We start from the raw sequence: 17,081 nt of genomic DNA, 5'->3' as shown, positions 1-17,081 counted from the left end.
GAGGTGACCTGGCGCCAGGGCAGCAAAGGGGTGATGTCCTCACGGTTCGCGGTCCTGACTGTCCGGCCCGCGGGCAAGCAGCCCCTGGCCGCAGCCCAGGAGGCGGGCGGCGGCCGCAGCTGGTGGGACGGCGTCCTGCCCACCCGGACGCTCCTGGTCGAGTGGCCGGACGGCCAGGACGCTCCGACGGACTACTGGATATCGGACCTGCCCGCCACCACACCGGTTGCCGACCTGGTGCGGTGGGCGAAGATGCGCTGGCGGATCGAGCACGACTACCGCGAGCTCAAGCACGGCCTGGGCCTTGACCACTTCGAGGGCCGCACCTGGCGCGGCTGGCACCACCACGTCACCCTCGTCACCGCCGCCCAGGCATTCCTCACCCTGCGGCGGCTCCACCCAAAAGCCCACACGTCGGCCTGACCCTCTACCAGGTCCTGGATCTCCTCCAGAACCTGCTGAGCTTGTCGTTTATCCAACGCGCCGTGGTTTGGTTCCCACCTTGTGATGAGTGGGTCGGCTGTATGCCTGGCCGGTGGCGAGGACTCGTCCCACGTCATAGCGGGTGGCCGACTGCCGGTTCTTCGAGCCGGGCGGGCGCCCGGGGCCGGGCCGGGACGGTTTCGGTGCACGCGCTGGCGACGGCGTTTTCGTGCGGAGGTTTCTGAACCCTCGCCGGACCCTTGCCGGGGTGAGCTTGTTCGGTGGCGTCGGCTTTTCCCAGGGCCGCCGGAGGTCGGTGGCCAGTGGGCGGGCAAGACGGAGCTGAGTGTGGGCAGCAATCACGAGCCACGTCCAGCGGTCTGCCGCAGCGGAGTCACGGAGGCGAGGCTTCGTCCATCCCAGGGTCTGCTTGAACAGGCGAAATGTGTGCTCGATGTCGAAGCGTCGCAGGAAGGACTGCCAGCAGCGGTCGATGTCCTGAGCCGTGGCTGCGGTTCGCGACCACCAGAGCCAGACCGGCTTGTTGACTCCTCCTGAGGGCAGTTTCTCGACGGCCAGGCGGATGACGGTTCCCTCGATGATGGGCAGTGGCCCTTCATGGTCGAGCCAGGCTGCACGGCGGGTGAGCCGGGGGTGGAGCCGGTCCCAGGCTTGCGCGGTGGCTCTTCCGTAGAGCCGGGTGGCCGTGGTCGTCACGGCCTGCTCGGTGCCCCACGTAGAAGGGTCGCCGAAGACGAACTCGCCGCCGTGCTTGGGCGGGCGCCCGCCTTTCGGGTCGTAGACGCGTGGTGGTGTCGGTCGTCGCATGACCCGGTCGGACCGGAGCCGCCCAAGGATCTGCACCGGCAGGCCGGACAGGAGGTGAGCGATGCGAGGTGCGTCGTATCCGGAGTCCAGGACGACCAGGATCTCCGGGTCTCCTTCCCGCCACTGACCAGCGGCGATGAGCCGCTCGGTGACCTCACGGATCTGGGTGGTGGTAACGGCCGCGAGATCGGCACCCGGCTCCAGGCGGACCGCGTCCAGCACGGCGGTCCAGGAGGTGCGGCCGGTCTCCAGCGCGGCCACGACCGAGTACGGCCAGCCAGGGATCATCCGGTGCTCGTTCTGCCCTCTGCCGTAGGTATGGCAGAAGGAACGGTCCGCGCAGGTCGCCGCGTCCGGCCTCAGCCAGGGCGATACGTCGACGGCCAGGACCAGCCTGCCGTCCGCGGCTCTCGGCAACGGCAGGCCGGCCAGTGCCCGACGGAGCCGACCGTAGTCGATCCGCCCCTGGTTGAGCCCCCCGTACAAGGCTCCGTGACCTCGCCGGTGCTCTGGCGCGAGCGCGAGATCCACCAGCGTTTTGACAGGGCCCTCCGTGCAAAGGAGGGCGTCCGTCAGCTCGAACAACGCATCCGAGCGACTCGTGAGGCACCCATAGAAGTCCGCCCGGAACTGCGACAACATGGCCAGCGACTCACCCCGGCCACCGGTCAGAGGACTCACCCCGCGCGACCCTGCCCAACCTCGACCTGGAGCAGACGCGGAGAAACCTCGAAGCCATGACGGGAGTACGCCGAAACCGCCCGGTCGCTGGAGTGAACGGTCACCCGCTCAAGACCGAAGTCCCTCGCCCACGCCAAGACCGCCTCGATCAGCTCGCCTCCCAGGCCGCGGTCACGCTCCTCGGGCACGACGTATGTGCACTGCACGTCCCCCGACATCCGCTCGAATGCGCGCGGATGCGGCACACGCTGCGTGATAGCCAGCCAAGCCATGCCGATCACAACGTCGTCACGGACCATCACCATGCACCGATGCGAGGACTCGGTCTCCCGGGCACATGTCACGAACCGGGGAACGAACTCGTCCAGCTTGATGTCGTGCGTTCCGTAGAGCTCCTGCACCCACCGCCACCGCAACTCAGCTACGGCGGCTAACTCATGGTGCTGGGCAGGGCGGCACACGATGTCATCCACGGCTTCATCCTGGCGCAGAATCACCAGCACGACAGCCGCTTCCACCACTCCCGCACCGGCAGAGCGGCGGCCCAGGGACCCGCTTCGTTAAACGACAAGCTGAGTGCCTGTTTCTGAACTTTCTTCTGGGCTGGTCAGGGTCCGGCGCTCCGGGTGTGAGGGCCTGCCGTTCGGTGAACCGTCACCGTGGCCGGTTGTTGAACGGCTCATCGGTCGGGATGGCCACGAGCCGCCTCATGGCGAGGGTCAGCACAGTGGCGGTCGCTGTTCTGCTTGCGTGTGGTGGAGGGGTGGCGACTGGCGGAGCCGCACGGGCCGGGTCAGTTGAAGGCCGTGGCCACGGCGTCCGAAAGCTGGTGCAGTATGTTCCGCGAGAGTTGCACCGAGCCGGTGAACGAGAGGAAGCCGTGAATGGCTCCCTCGACCGGGAGGTGCTGGACCGGTACGCCGGCGTCGGCCAGCTTGCGGGCGTAGTGGTCGCCCTGGTCGCGCAGGGGGTCGTTCTCGGCGGTGGCGATGACGGCGGGAGCAAGTCCGGCCAGTTCGTCGGAGCGTGCCGGCGAGACCCGCGGGTCGGCGCCCTGGTCCGGGGTGCTGAGGTAGGCGCCCCAGAACCACTCGAGGTAGGAACGGGAGAGGACCGGGCCCGTCATGTTCTCGTACATCGAGGGGCTGTCGTCGAACCGGTCGACCGCTGGGTAGGCGAGCACCTGGAGCGTGATGCGAGGTCCCCCGCGGCGCAGGGACTCCTGTGCGAGAACCGCGGCAAGGTTGCCGCCGGAGCTTTCGCCGAACACGGCGATGCGCTCTCCGTCGCCCCCGAAGTCAGGGGCGTTGTCCGCGACCCAGGTCAGCGCGGCGTAGGCGTCGTCGACCGCGGCCGGGAAGCGGTGCTCGGGTGCCAGCCGGTAGTCGACGGAGACCACGATCGTGCCGGAGCGGCTGGCCATGATGCGGGCGATGTTGTCCTGGGTGTCCAGGTCGCCGAAGACCCATCCGCCACCGTGGAAGAAGAGCGTCACGGGCAGTGGCCCGGCGTCCGGCTTGGTGAAGGGCCGGTAGATACGGACGGGTATGTCGCGGCCGTCGGCAGCGGCCGTGGTGTCCCGGACGTCGGCGACCGGTACGGGAGCGCCGGCCAGGGCGCCGAAGGCGCGCCCGAACTCGCGGTTCTCCGCCACCGTCAGGGTTTCGGGAGCCGGTCCGCCTCCTGGGGTCACTTCCTTGAGCAGGGTCTCGATCTGGGGGTCGAGGGGCATGGCACTCACCTGTCTGAAGGGACGGCCATCCGGTATGGAATGACCTTTCCACGATCATCGGCAAGGCGTAATTGGAATGTCAATTCCAACTCGAGTAGCGTGGGCATATGAGCGCACCAGCGAAGACCGGAGAGTCGAAGAGGCGGCTCACCACGGGGGGTCGCAAGACCCGCGAACGCATCATCGAGGCCGCTGCGGAGCTGATGTTCCACCGCGGTGCGGGGGGCACGAGCATCCCGGACATCCAGGCGGCCGCCGGGGTCAGCGCGTCGCAGATCTACCACTACTTCGGCGACAAGCAGGGCCTGGTCCTGGCGGTCATCGACCACCAGACGGACACCCGGCTCGCCCAGCAGCGTCCGCTGCTGGACAACCTGGACAGCATCGAGGCCCTGCGCGAGTGGTGCGACAGGGCAGGGAGCCGGCAGGACGAAAGAGGATGCGAAGGCGGCTGCGAGATCGGCTCGCTCGCCAGCGAACTCGCCGACGGCGACCAGTCGGCACGGACCAGACTCGTCTCCGCCTTCGACCGGTGGGAAGGGCCCATCAGGTCGGGACTCGCACGCATGCAGGCACGGGGCGAGCTGAGCGAGCGCGCCGATACCGCCGCGCTCGCCACCGCTCTGCTGGCCGCCATCCAGGGCGGCATGCTGCTGTCCCAGGTCCGCCGGTCGAGCACCGCCTACCGGCAGGCCGTATCAGCGGTGATCGACCACATCGAGAGTCACCTCGTCCGGTAGCGGCTTGGGGGCGTCAGCTCACGGCTGACACCCTTTGAGTAGGACGCACTGAGGTGCTGGACCGGCACCTGCACCACCTGCGGACGACCCCTGCCCAACCCGCGAAGCCGCCACAGACAAGGCAGAACCTAACGAAGTACTACTAGTCGTCTTGGCGGTCAGGCCAGGTGGCCAGTGAGTCGAAGTCGCGTACGTGGGTGGGCGAGCTCGCGGGCAGCAGCGGTTTCCTCGGCGGGGGGCGCCGGCTGCGCGGCCGGGGCTAGGAGTGACGTGCGAGGGCGGTGGACGGTCTGCGTGCCCCGGGGGGTCGGCGTCAGTGCGCGCCGAAGGACCAGAAGACCCCGACCTCGTCGCCGGACACCACGATGAGGCCCAGTTCTTCGAACAGGTCGAGGCCGTTGATGTACTCGCCCGTAATGAAGCCGTGGGCCCTGGTCCCTTTGAGGCCGGCCTGGACGAAGTCCCGGGCGGGGTCCGAGGCCGCGTCCATGGCGTTCGTCCAGAACCGGGCGTCCGGGCCATAGCGGTCCAGTAGGAACCGCGCGTCGGCCAGCAGGGCGTCGCGCTCGGGCCAGTTCCCCAAGGGCTGGCCGCAGCCCCATTCCTCCGCCATGACGGCGAGCGCAGTGACGGCCGCCGCCGGCTCCAGCTCGTGCAGACGGTCCCGGAACCCGGCGGCGGGCGGTGGTTCGAAGGGGTACGCCGGCACGGCGCAGCGGGCGTTGTTGGTGCGGTTGGCGTCCATCCGCAGCCAGCCGCGCGGGTCCGGGACTTCGCGGTGCATCACGGCGAGGACGTCCTCGACCCAGTCCTCGTGCCGGCGCGGACCGGTGGCGAGGAAGACGTACGCGTCGTCCAACAGACGCAGGGCCGCCGCGTTCCAGGGGCTGCGGCGCCGCCGCAGCTCCATGAGGGCTCAGCCGATGCTGCGGGCGAACACGTCGGCCGGGAAGCGCGGGATGCCGGCCAGCTCTCCGTACCCCCACCGCAGGAGTTCCGTGGCCGCATCGTCCGCAGCGGCCCCGACCAGCTCGCGCGGTGCCTCGGGGACGACGGCCCGGTTTCCCCGCTGGAGTTCGTCGGCTGCCCGCCACAGCTCTTCCAGGTGGGCGTCGAGGAGGTCGAGGGCGATGCGGTCGTCGTCTGCCGTGCTCATGGCCCAACCCTAGGCCGCCTCTACCGGATCTTGGTCCCCCCAGGTAGCTGGGGGAGACGCGGGCTCGACGGGCAAGATCCGAAAGAGACGCCTAGGTCGTCAGCGCTGGGCGGGCTCGCTGCGCTGTGCGCACTGGTCCCTTCATGCCGAGGTGTGCACGCCGGGTGCGGCGGCACGTGCATGAGCTGACCGCCTGCCCGACGGCCCTCACACCAAGGGCCAGCTCCCGCAGGAGCTGGCCCGTAATGTTGGTTGGAGATCCTCCCGGATCAGCCCACCTGTGAAGTGGCTTCTTCCGTCAAGGCTTGTCCCAGATCGGCTAGGCGGGCGGCATCCCGTTGCAGGCCTCTGGCGCCGAGGCACCGCAGAAGCTCGAAGAAGACGTCGTTGCTCTCGATCTTTGCGTCCAGCAGCATGGCGAGGGCGCCTGGCTGGTCGTACGGCACCTTGCGGATCGGCCGGTCCTCGTCAGCGCTCTGATCAGTGACCGGTGCTGACGAGTCCGTTCGGGGCTCCGGGACCGCCTGCCCCACTGCCTCCTTGTCAGCGGGTTGCTGTGTCTGCAGGCTCGATGACGAGCCGTCCGACTCGGCATCGTTTATTACGGCGTAATGGCTCTGGGTCTTCGCGGACTGTTCCCCGTGGGAGGCAGCCTTCCTCACCGGCTTTGTCTTGGAGCCCTCCCTCTTCTGCGCTTCCTTGCGTGCGCGTTCGGCCTTCAACCCTTCCAGGGCTGCTTCCTGCTCCTTCTGGGGCTTGTTGCCCACCGCCCGCAGCAGGTCGATTGGTTCCTGACCAATGCGAGCCTGCAGTTCGGGAGAGAGGTTCAGCAGGGCGAGGCGCTGGGACACCCAGCCTTGGGATCGGTGCAGCCGCTTGGCGAGGGCGGTCTGGCTGCCATGGATGGCCAGGAGCCGCTGCAGGGCTCGGGCTTCGTCGATCTCCGCGAGATCCTGACGGTGGATGTTGGCGACGAGGGCGGATTCGAGAAGCTCTTCCGGGGTGTTGCCCTGGTCGTCACTGACCATGACCTTGACCGTGGGCAGTTGCGCCTCTCGGATGCCGGCAAGGCGGCTGCTGCCGTCGATGACGACATACAGCGTGTCGGGTTCGAGTTCGCCTTCGCGGTCAGGGTTGGCCTTGACGTAGGCGTCCCGGTTCATGATCGTGATGGCTTGCTTCTGACCGTGGGTCTTCAGGCTGCCGACGAGGTCAGTGAGGTCACCAAGGCTGGAACGGGGATTGTCCGGGTTGAGGCTGATGAGGTGCGGAGGCAGCTCGGTGGGCGGGGCGACACCTTCGGTGGGAACACCCGTAGCGGCGGCGACGGCTTGCCGACGGGCGCTGACAGGGCGCACTCCCCCACCGAAGCGGCCGCTGCCCAGCTGATCGGCCTTGCTCATGCGATCTCCCTGGCGAGTGCTCGCATACCGATCGCCTGCTGTGACCTGGGAGCGTATGACAGCAGCGGCTGCTTCATCCGGACTGCTTCCTTCTGTTCCTTCAGGTCCCCGATGAGGCCGACGACGCGGGGATCCTTTATATCCACCCACCCTTGCAGGGAGGAGGTGGCGATGAAGCCACGACGGGAGTCGTAGAGGTTGACCACGATGCCGAGGTAGTCGATGTCCACCTGCAGATCGCTCCGCAGATCGTCGATCTGCGTGGTGAGCAGGTCGTAGGCATCGGCGGAGCTGTCCTCTGCCTGCACGACGATCAATGCTCCGGACTGGCCGGGCTTCTCGCCGTCACGGCGGCGGCCGTAGTAGGCGGCGGCATCCATGCTCAGGCCGAGGCTCGGCGGGCAGTCGACGACGATTACGTCGTAATCGGCCTCGAGCGGGGCGAGGGCGCGCTCAAGGGCGGCTTCCCTGGCACGCACGGCAGACAGGCGTACATCGAGGAGGAAGGCATCGTTGCAGGCGGGCAGGAGATGAAGACGCCCGCCGAACTTGCCCTCGTCGATGGAGACGATGAGGTCACGCAGGTCGCCCTTGGGGTCCCCCGCCATGTGGTTGGTGAGGCTGTCGCCATGCATGGGCAGAGGCGCGGCCCCGAGCTGATTGGTGAGGTGGCACTGCGGGTCGAAGTCGACCAGGAGGACACGCAGTCCCAGACCGGGCAGGTTCTCGACTTCCAGCGGGTCGTTGGCGGTGGCGTCCTCAGATGCTGACTCGCTCGCGCGCAGGGCCTTGGCAAGTGCTTTGGCTACTCGCACAGCATGGAGGGTGTTGGGATCCTCTGCGAGTGCTTCGCCCAGCCCAGCGGTGATCGCTGTCTTGCCGACACCGCCTTTCTGGTTGCAGACGATGATGCGCCGAGTGATCTCCGGCCGCGCGACGTCCGGTGCCGGATTGGAGTCGAGCCACAGCTGGACGGACTGGGCCAGGCCCTGAATGAGTGAGACGCCGCGGTCTGCGGCGACTTGGCGGAACTCTTCCCACTGACCTGGGGGCAGGAAGGTGGAGAAGGAGTCGGCGCCGGAGGTGTCGATGGCCGACGTGGTGGACGCCAGGCTGCACCAGTCTCTGATGCCCTGCTCGACGGCAGCCTGAATCTCAACGCCGTACTGGGCGGCTCTGATCTTCAGGTTCTGCCGGAGCCATCCCGGCAGCTTGGAAACGACCTTCTCGCGGTCGCTGGAGGTGGCTGGAGAACTCATGCGAGACACCTTACTAACGTCCTTGATCTTTTACAGCATCGACACGTTAGCTGGCATGACTTGTTGGGCCTTCTCGAGCAGCGCTCGGGCTCATTACGACGTAATAGGCGCCCCCTCACCTTGCCTTGCGAAGGGCGGCCTCACGCTATTACGTCGTAATAAGCGCACCCCGGGCACAGGCAGCTTGGACAGCCGCAGACGGCTAGCGGGGGACCTGATCCGAGACCGCCACGTCGACGGAAAGACGGGCAGGTTCCCGCTGCAGCTGCCGCTGGACCACGTTGCCGGTGACGCGGAACAAGTCGCCGGAATGCTGCCGTAGTGATCCGCAGTTCCCCGCTGCATCGGGAGAGGACCTGTCGGGGGCGTCTTGGAGGCGGTTCCCGCGCCGACCGGGACGATCAAGGTCGAAGATGGCGGATCGCGGGGGCAGCGCCTCTACCCAGCCGCCGACGGCGTAGTCCTTGCGACCACCAGCCGGCCTCGGCCAGGGACCCCGCGGAACAACGGGAGCGGGGGCACCTGGTGCCCTCGGCGAGCACCAGCGGCTCGCGGTTGCGTCGGCTTCTCGGCCTCGGTCAGCGATCGGGCCATCACCCCGTGACAGTCCCAGAGTGGGGAGCTCTGGCCGAAGCGAGCGCGCAGTCGACGTCGCGGCTGGTGCCAGGCGGCTTCACCCCTCGGAGGACGTCAGGTGTGGTCGGCCATCCCGCCCTCCTTGGACGAGACGGAGACGACACCGCTCACGCGGGTGTGCACCCCCTTCCAGAGCTCCGCGCAGACTTGCAGGTGGGCTCCTTCGCTTGGGACCTCAGCGGGGTGGGTCTTCCCGCAAGCACGCACCGTACGGATGAGCCGAAGTTCTCCCAGTGCTGCCCGTTGAGCAGCGGGACCGGCATCAGGCGCTGCTCCGGCGGTGCGGGCACCGTGGGCTAGAGCAGCGCCGGGCGGTCACAGCCGAACAACCTGTGCGCTACGGGAACCCCTGCACCAGCAAGTACGTCCCGGTGCTGCCGTGCTTGCCTGGTAGACACGAATGACGGGAGAGGTGCAGCCACATCCACCGATGGCGCACGGTCAGGTGCGTGGGTAACCACGTAGTCGGGAACGTGCCAGTCCGGGCAATGACGCCGTTATAGGGCCTCCCCCGGCCGTGGGAAGTCGAGATGCGACCCTGGAACCCGACATCGGACTCCGTTCGCGGCGGATTCAGCACCGCCACCGGTTGCGATGGGGCAGCCGAGGGCGGCTGGCCCGGTGCCCTTCCATCACCGGGGTGAGACACCACCTCGATGGGCTGTCTGCCCCCGCAGTAGTCGAGCGGCATGCGTCCTGGCGAGCTTCTCGGCGTTGGCTACGGCAGCTTGAACCACGCCGTGCCTCGAAAGTGGAACTTGAGCGGTGAATGCTCTCGGTTCATGGGGCGGGGAGTTCACGGACGAGCGCTGGTCGATGTCGGAGCCGTTGTTGACCCAGGCTCGAGGGCAAGCCGGCCGCCCTTATGGTCTCGGCAGCAGTTGATCGACGGCATACGAGTTCGGAGTTCGGACCGGTTCTCTGTGACGGGATGTGTCCGGTGAGTACGGGCCGTGGGGAGGGTCCCGTGACTTGCCCAGCCGATGGCAGCGGGACGGCACCTGGTATTAAGTACTCACCCCTCTCGAGGCTCTGGCCGGTGCCAAGGGTGCGATCGTGTGTGACCTGGGCGTCGGCTCCACGGTGGGCCGCGCTCATCAGCATGCGGCCAGGCTCGGAAGAAGGGTGAAGTCCAGGAGGAACCGCCGCGTCCATGTTCAACGAGCCGGGTGATCACGGACCGGGACGCTCACGCGGCGGATTCACCCACCGAGCTGCACCTGGTCGGCGGCCAAGGCCAAAAGTCCATGTCGGTCGTGATCACGGCTGGGAGCGGGGGAGTGGCCACAACTCGAACCTGACCGGGGCTCTCAGGTCTCATAGGGCCGCCCCGGAAGTGCATACACCTGTGGGCTCGTGGGCGGTCACCGCGCCCGTGCGCGACATCGGAGCGGTCGGCCGGTGCCGTCCGTTTGGTCAGCTCCCGCAGTGTCTCCAGGCCGGCCAGCACCTCCGAGCGATTGTCCGACCTCTTCATCCACGTCGGCAGCCGAGCGAACATCGCCCTCGTCGGCCGTACGCCGCCACGCTCTCGCAATTGCGCGCCAACATGGTCGGACAGCTCGACCACGGGCTCCTCGTTGTAGGCCCACAAGATCTGACGGACGCAACGGGTCTGCAGCCACAGAGGCCGCTGGAAGAACGGATCCTCACTACCAGCCAGCACCACGCCGACCAGCCCAGCCCCTCGCACCTCAGGGCTCCAGTCGGCGACGGCACCGCACCCTCCACAAGTCAGACGACGCGGCTGGAACAAGAGCTCGGTGTAGTACTTGAGCTCAGAAATGCCTGGCCGGGGGGTCACGAGAGCGCGGCCTCCGCAACGCGGACAGATCACAAGCATCTGACCCGCGAACCGGGCCAACGGAACCCCTGGGTCATGGTGACGAGCGAGATCAGTACGCGGCTCGGAATCCATGCCGGACACCATCGCAGGTGAGTCACACGACCGGCGACTGGATTCCCGAACATCCCCCTCACCTCGTCAAGCATCCAGCACGCGCGTCACCAAGGTCCCGGAACAGCACACTAGGACCCAGGGTTCAGCAGGGACTGCGTCAACTGACCAGCTCGGTAGCCGCTTGGAGGGCCTGCCGCGCCTCAGCAGTCGTCGCGGCTGGCTGAGCGGTGCTGCGCTCGATACTCCGCGCCTCGCGGACGAGAGCCTCGACATAGGTCTTGAGGCTGAGCAGTTGAGTCGGGGTGTGGCAGCTGGGAAGTACGGCCTCGATCTGGTCCAGCCAAAAGGTGATGTCCTCGTCATCATCGAGGCCAGTGCGATGTTTGATCAGACGTTGTGCCACGGGCTCCAGCAAGGCGTGCCGACGGGCGGCCTCCTCTTGGGCGCGGCGCTCAGCAGCAGCTCGGGCAGCGGCTTTCCGCTCAGCTTCACGCACGGCCTCGGGCGTGCGGCGCACAGGCCGGTCGCTGTGCGGCTCGTCCACGAGAGTGACAGCCCGCAAACGCTTCGCCTTGTTGTAGGCGGCGTTGGCCGCGTTGACGGCGAGGGCAGGGGCCAGCTCCGCCCATTCCACCTGTGCGGCACGAGCATCTTCGATGGCCCGGGCTTGGTGGAGGTCGACCTGCTCGCGGAGGTACTCCCATAGAAGCACCCGTGTGATCGCGGCGCGACGGCGTGCCGTCTCGCTCCTCAGCGCGCGGGCGTTGACTTCCAGATAGAGCAGGGCTCCATAGAGCTCGTCGTCGGTCGGCATCCGGCCGATGTGCTGGTCCTCAGCCTCTTCGTGTAGCTGACGAAGCTCACCAATCATCGCTGCTGTATCAAGGTGGCCGACCCGCTTCGATGCTCTGACCAGGGGCTTTGTAGGGTCCGGCGACTTCCGGGCAGAACGGGGCATGGGGTCCAGTCTGCCTCAGAGACGGTGATTCACATTCTGTGAATCACCCACGAGGGTACCTTGCAGGTGACGGCTGAACGCCCGGGGGATGGTGAGATCCCGCTGACTGTAGCTGGAATGGGGCAGCAGGAGCCCCTATTACGGCGTAATGACTTCGCCGGTGCGGCACGAGCATGGACCGAGCACCCTCCCCACTGGTCAGCCCGTTAGGCCGGGTCGATGCAGCAGTGCCATAGCCGTCGCTGGCGAATCTGCAGTCACGCCCTGCCTGCGCCGCCAAGCAGTCACCGGCGGACGGGCCGCGCGGTCGCAGCGGGCTCGACCGCAGCTTGCGACCAGCAGGGCCGATCCTCCACGCGAAGGCTGCACGGCCGGGCCCCTGCGGACCGCGTCCGCACCCTCGCGCCGCAGAGTCGTCCCCAGCTTGGCGAAAGCCCGCGGGCTCAGCCCGGTGAGCAGGGTATACAGGACTGCTCCGACGCCGTGATCACACCAGCCACGCCAAGCTCATTTCAGTTGCCGACGTTGCCCCATGCCCTCGATCCTGTGTGCTGGGCAAGCTGGGAGGAGGGCACATGGGGCTGGTTGTTTTCCCGGGGGATGGAGACAACAGCAGTCCAGATGTCTCCTGGTCCTACAGCGGCTTTGCCGGGTTCCGGCGGCGTCTGGCCGAGGCTGAGGGGTTCGTCCTCTCTCAGATGTGGGGTTACGGCGGCGAGCGGCCGTGGAGCGACGTGTCCACCGCTCTGAAGCCACTCCTCGATCATTCGGATGCCGGCGGTGACGACATCTCACCTACCGAGTGCGCGTCGATGCTGGTCCGGCTGGAGGCGATCACTGAACAGTGGGCACGGGAAGGCGGCCACCCGATCCTCCAGCAGCACATCAAGGACGCACGCCAGTTAGCGAGCGTTCTGCGGCTCTGTATCGAGAAGGACGTTCCACTGCTATTCCTCTGAAGCCACCGACCACGGAACCACCTACGGGACAAGTCTTCAGGCAGTTTCATTTGGACCAGCGGTTGCCCAGAGGAAGGCGAGCAGGGCAGGGGGGTCCACAGGGGAGGGAAAGCATCGGCTCGGGAAGCGCGCACGTCACTGCGGACGCCTTCCCTCACGGGTGTGGGACGAGCCGACTGTCCACGCTCAAGGGCAGATCAGCATAGGTGCCGCCACGACCAGCCGTACGGCTGCGGCATGAAGATGACGATCAGTTGGGATGCGCAGGCCCGCCGTCAACTCGACGCCCCGGCTGTCACCTCTCAGCCGGGTCACCCACCACACCAAGTTTTGGGACGCGGCCACTCTTTGCGGTGATCAGCACCCCACCCTGGTCTACACGGCGTACATGCTGGCTATCACCTACCGCGTGAACCTGAACGCGACGCGCTGTACCCCAGTACAGCGCACGAAAGGGGTCTCCTTGGCTACTCACCGGCTTCCTCGTCTCCTGGCAAGCACTCTCGCTGTCCTGGCGCTGGGCGTGACCGCTCCAGCCGAGGCTTCCGTACAAGCCGCGGCACCACCCGCCTGCAAGGGGGCGTCCTGCAACGGCAAGAACCCCAACGCGACGGGTTGCGCCAAGGACGCTGTCACCCCCTCAGGTGCGGTAGCCCGGTCGGCCGGTGGTGGACCAGCCGTTCAGATGCGGTACTCAAAGAAGTGCAACGCTGTATGGGCGCGCTTCGAATCCGCTGCGAACTCCAACTGGAGGGGCAAGCTGGACGTCAGGAACGGCAGCCCTTACGTGTTCAACGCGTCTCCGAACTACGCGGCCTACACCACGATGGTGAACGCCAGCCTCGCCACCCGCCCCTGCGTGGAGCACTACGACGGCGCCGGCGGCAGTTGGGCGTGCACGAAGAAGTGGTACTAAGCGTTGTCCCGTAGATGATCTCTGCCGTGCTGGGTGACCCGCTTTGTTGGGTCACCCCGCGATATTGAGGTTGTGCAGGCGCGATATTGAGCACGGCGTTTTGGACGCCGGTCGCCCTCCAGCCGGCAGCCGCGGAGAACTTTCATGCGGGCGAAGACGTGGTCGACGCGGGCGCGGACCTCGTGGTGAGAGGCATTGTGTTCCTTCCAGGTCGGCCACTCAGCACTGGCCGCGTCCGCAGCGGTGCCGGATGACCACGCCGACCGCTCGGTAGCCGGCGTCGGCGATGACCACGGTGCGGCGGACAGCCGACTTCGCACCGGACAGCTCCCACGCCTTAACGGTTCCAGCGCTGGCTTATACGAACGGTAGACCAGCCGTGAGACGGCGTTCTTCCGGCGGGGCGCATAGTGCAATACGCGAAAAGGGCTGCGGCGTGCGGTAACGCTGTCGGTTCAGGGGGCCCGGTGCAGATCCCTCATAGAGGGAGCCACCCGCAGCCTCGTCCTACTCATTCTCAGCCGAAGCCGTCGGATGTAGCGGCCATGGGCCAGCGATACCACCCTCAGCAGTCCATCCAAACTGCTCCAGGTGTTGGGCGTCATCATCTCGGCCGAGTTCTTCAAGGCAGACGATGGCAAGATGGGCAGCAAGTTCACTGCCGGCGGCTACAGCGCGCCTGCACCAGGTGAAGGCTTCGGTCCACCGTCCGACATCAGCGAGCTGTTGCCCTGCCCAGTACAGGGCGCTCATCTCACCCTCTGCGGCCGCCTTCTCCGCCTCGCTCAACGCCTGCTCCAACTGCCCCTGCCTCACCAACTGCTGCGCCCTGACCAGTGCCGCGACAGGCTGACGTTGGCGGAAGGCATGATTCGCCCATTGCGACACCTCTCCCAGAGGTAGGTTGTTATGAATACGGGCACTTTCAGTCGGTTCGGGCCGTGTCCCGAGACGATGCCTGCCGGATGGGAGATTGATCACGGACAGCCATTCAGCTGCGACATCGGCGACATGAGAGTCGTCGGCCATGGCTGCACGTTCGAACCAGGGGAGTGCCTCGGTCCTGCGTCCGCTGTCCGCCAGGGCCTCCGCTGCGGACAGGCATGCGCTGGTGTCACCGTTGTCGGCAGCTCGTGCGAACCATGGGAGCGCGACGTCAATGTGACCTGCTTTAGCCATGGCTTCTGCGGCCCATCGCGCTGCCTCGGCGGTTGTCACGCCGGGAAGGGCTTCACACCAGGCAGCGGCGTCATCGTCTCGGTCCGCCAGCACAAGCTCTTCCACGGCTGTGCCGACAGCCCTGAGATCGCCTGACACGTAGGCCTCCTTGAACCAGGGCAGAGCATCGTCGAGGCGATAGGCCTCCACGAGTTGGCGGCCGACCTCAGAAAACTCACCAGCCTGCGCCCACAGCAGGCAAGCCACTTGCTTGAGACCGCGTGCTGCAGCTGCCACCGCCAAGTCCTTCGCGGCTTGTCCGGCACAGTGACGTAAGGCAGCCTGCCAGAACAGTGCGGGAACGGGCTGTGTGCGCCGCACCGCACGGAGGTGGTCCAAGAGGTAATCAGCCACCCTGTAGGCGGGCTCGGGCGCTGGTTCATCGATGGCGTACGAGCCTCGGGGACGCTTCGCCAGATAGAGCGGACCCTGCACCCCTTTGACGGGTGATGCCAGCTGGGCGAGTGCGAGCTGGTGCCAGTTGTCCGGCAACAAGTCCCACTCAGTATCCGTCAGGTAGGCCTCTGCCGCGTCGAGCAGAAAGGGGAGAGGCAGGCGTTCGGGATGCCCAAGACGTCGGGCATCGACCGCAGCATCTAGAAGAGCTTTCTGAGCTGGAGAAGCGTGGTTGTAGAGCGCGACGAGCTCGAAAGCAGCTGCCAGGTACTGGGTGACCATGCCGTCGCGGGCGGACTGAGCCGCATCGACGAGCCTGGGATCGCTCGACTGCTTAAGCCGCTCGACCTCTTCAGGTGAGAAGGAGGTCGGCACATGCAGTTCATGACCGACCACTAGGAGCCGGGCTTGGGAGAGAGGATCTCGCTGAACAGCCGGCTCGGGAAGTCCAGCTTGCACAGCCGTGAGCAGCGGCGGTTTGCTGCGCAGCTCATCGAAGTAGCCAGGACCGGGCCAGATGGTGCCCAGAACGAGGACTGGCGCGCGACCGTCATCGCTGAGCAGGGAACGAAGCCCCGCAGCGATGGCCTCGCTGTGCTCAAAGTCAAGCAGATAGTGGTGCGCCTCGTTGAGCCACACCACCGTCTTCGGCCCAACGTGCTCGAGATCGGCCAGCACCGCGCGGCGCCGGTCGGGGTTGTAGGGGTGCCATAGACGCCAGTCATCAGGCAAGAGCCGCAGAGCTTCGTAGCACGAACGGGTCTTTCCCGACGACGAGGTCCCGACCAGCATGACGAACTGGCTCTTCCCTGCGACAGCCTGGGCGACGACGGCTTGCAGCCGCTTGTCGTGTTGGCGCTCCAGATAGGCAGGCAACCCCTGAGCGCCCCGCACTTCAATCGCACGGTGGACCTCAAGTTGGTACGGGTCGAGTTCTCTGATGGGGCGTCCGAGAGGCTCTGCGGCCCAGTCCTGTCGCGGCGGCCTGTGAACGGCCTCGTGACGAGGGACGTGGTCCACACTGTGACCACGGTCGCCGGCAAGTAGTCCTACGGGAGCTGTTCTTGTTATCTGCCCACCGCTCCGGTCCGCGTTATCCTGCGTTGTGGTCAGACGGTCGGCAGACTTGCCAGGGTAGCGGGGTTGCCGCCGGTTCGGGATCCTTGGGGGATAGTCAGGTCGCGAATGCGGTGGACTGGAACCTTTCACAGCCTGGATCAACGCCCGCGTTGCGGCGTCCTCATCGAGCCCGTGCAGTTCCACGGCAAGGCGGGAGGACAAAATCGCCGGCAGGTGATTCTCAAGCGGCCGGATCACCACCGGGATCAGCCGACCGCGGCGACCGACCACTGGTCCCCACACGAACTCAGTGTTGCGCTCAGGTTCGAAGTAGTGCGGCGAGATCACAGCTACGAGCGCAGAGGCACGTTCCAATGCCGCGTTCATCCTCGTGACGACATCGTCACCAGCTCGCCAATGCCATAGTTCCAACTCGACTTGGTAGCCGGCTTCTTCGAGTTGCCACGCGACCCACTCCGCCCACTGATCGTCTGGGTGTCCTGCGTGATGCACGAAGATGAGCTCGGGCTCGTCGAGCATCTCGCTATGCCTCCCCTCCCGGCTGCCCCGGGGACTCGCGCACGACAACTGTCTGGACATCGTGCCGTAGAGGGACAGCCACGCATCGGGTTAGACGAACCTCTAGCGGCACCAGTTGGAGGGCAGCACCTGCCTCGGCAGCCTGAGCGAGGCCGACCGCCGGATCGACCTCGCAGCTCTACACACCGGCGATGATGTCATCGGCCACGGCGGCATCTCGTCTTCATCCTGATCCACATGAACAGCCACCTGTTGTCCTACTCGACTCCCACCGCCG

General features: G+C 66.6%; 13 protein-coding genes and 2 pseudogenes. 4 read left to right on the top strand and 11 right to left on the bottom strand.

The genetic code is table 11. From position 1 onward, the window contains the following. The coding region (locus CCN42_RS05375) for a transposase (RefSeq protein WP_143661853.1) at window positions 1-423 on the top strand (423 nt) is incomplete at its 5' end. Window positions 424-471: 48 nt separating this feature from the next. Here CCN42_RS05375 and CCN42_RS05370 read toward each other — a convergent pair. The 3 genes from CCN42_RS05370 to CCN42_RS05360 all read right to left on the bottom strand — a co-directional run bounded on the left by CCN42_RS05370 (window position 472) and on the right by CCN42_RS05360 (window position 3,664). Next, complete coding sequence (locus tag CCN42_RS05370) at window positions 472-1,893, bottom strand: NF041680 family putative transposase (RefSeq protein WP_086733309.1); 1,422 nt, start codon at window positions 1,891-1,893, stop codon at window positions 472-474. A 35-nt stretch (window positions 1,894-1,928) separates the two neighbouring features. Continuing rightward, entirely contained in the window at window positions 1,929-2,435 is a 507-nt protein-coding gene (locus CCN42_RS05365) for a GNAT family N-acetyltransferase (protein ID WP_245877162.1), read from the bottom strand. 290 nt (window positions 2,436-2,725) lie between these two features. Then, window positions 2,726-3,664: an alpha/beta hydrolase gene (locus CCN42_RS05360; RefSeq protein WP_086733308.1), complete on the bottom strand. Its 939-nt coding sequence runs from the start codon at window positions 3,662-3,664 to the stop codon at window positions 2,726-2,728. 107 nt (window positions 3,665-3,771) lie between these two features. Between CCN42_RS05360 and CCN42_RS05355 the strand changes: the two genes are divergently transcribed. Further along, window positions 3,772-4,404: a TetR/AcrR family transcriptional regulator gene (locus tag CCN42_RS05355; RefSeq protein ID WP_086733307.1), complete on the top strand. Its 633-nt coding sequence runs from the start codon at window positions 3,772-3,774 to the stop codon at window positions 4,402-4,404. Between the two features lie 313 nt (window positions 4,405-4,717). Here CCN42_RS05355 and CCN42_RS05350 read toward each other — a convergent pair whose 3' ends face one another. The 6 genes and pseudogenes from CCN42_RS05350 to CCN42_RS41145 all read right to left on the bottom strand — a co-directional run. Continuing rightward, complete coding sequence (locus CCN42_RS05350; RefSeq protein WP_245877161.1) at window positions 4,718-5,314, bottom strand: hypothetical protein; 597 nt, start codon at window positions 5,312-5,314, stop codon at window positions 4,718-4,720. A gap of 6 nt (window positions 5,315-5,320) precedes the next feature. Next, entirely contained in the window at window positions 5,321-5,560 is a 240-nt protein-coding gene (locus CCN42_RS05345; protein ID WP_086733306.1) for a hypothetical protein, read from the bottom strand. 269 nt (window positions 5,561-5,829) lie between these two features. Then, window positions 5,830-6,963 carry a ParB/RepB/Spo0J family partition protein gene (locus CCN42_RS05340; protein ID WP_086733305.1) on the bottom strand — a complete coding sequence of 378 codons (1,134 nt, stop codon included), beginning with the start codon at window positions 6,961-6,963 and terminating at the stop codon, window positions 5,830-5,832. After that, a complete protein-coding gene (locus tag CCN42_RS05335; RefSeq protein WP_086733304.1) occupies window positions 6,960-8,222 on the bottom strand; it encodes a ParA family protein in 1,263 nt (420 codons plus the stop codon). Before CCN42_RS05335 ends, CCN42_RS05340 begins: the two co-directional genes overlap by 4 nt. Window positions 8,223-10,915: 2,693 nt before the next feature. Next, window positions 10,916-11,629, bottom strand: a complete 714-nt coding sequence (locus CCN42_RS05325) for a hypothetical protein (RefSeq protein WP_086733303.1) — start codon at window positions 11,627-11,629, stop codon at window positions 10,916-10,918. 431 nt (window positions 11,630-12,060) lie between these two features. Beyond that, window positions 12,061-12,216 (bottom strand): annotated as a pseudogene (locus tag CCN42_RS41145) (IS5/IS1182 family transposase); the annotation flags it as partial. Window positions 12,217-12,291: 75 nt separating this feature from the next. On the opposite strand from CCN42_RS41145, the gene CCN42_RS05320 reads away from it, so the two are divergent. Beyond that, entirely contained in the window at window positions 12,292-12,675 is a 384-nt protein-coding gene (locus tag CCN42_RS05320; RefSeq protein ID WP_086733302.1) for a hypothetical protein, read from the top strand. Between the two features lie 259 nt (window positions 12,676-12,934). Further along, window positions 12,935-13,591, top strand: a complete 657-nt coding sequence (locus CCN42_RS05315) for a DUF2690 domain-containing protein (protein ID WP_339384457.1) — start codon at window positions 12,935-12,937, stop codon at window positions 13,589-13,591. Between the two features lie 51 nt (window positions 13,592-13,642). Here CCN42_RS05315 and CCN42_RS44185 read toward each other — a convergent pair. Together CCN42_RS44185 and CCN42_RS05305 are read right to left on the bottom strand one after the other, a co-directional pair. Beyond that, window positions 13,643-13,930, bottom strand: a pseudogene (locus CCN42_RS44185) (IS5/IS1182 family transposase); the annotation flags it as partial. Between the two features lie 168 nt (window positions 13,931-14,098). Further along, window positions 14,099-16,804, bottom strand: a complete 2,706-nt coding sequence (locus tag CCN42_RS05305; protein ID WP_158102063.1) for a toll/interleukin-1 receptor domain-containing protein — start codon at window positions 16,802-16,804, stop codon at window positions 14,099-14,101. Window positions 16,805-17,081 lie beyond the last annotated feature (277 nt).

The organism is Streptomyces glaucescens, assembly GCF_002154375.1.
In the GTDB taxonomy this organism is placed as follows: Bacteria; Actinomycetota; Actinomycetes; order Streptomycetales; family Streptomycetaceae; genus Streptomyces; species Streptomyces glaucescens.
This window is presented reverse-complemented; position numbering and strand designations above follow the sequence as displayed.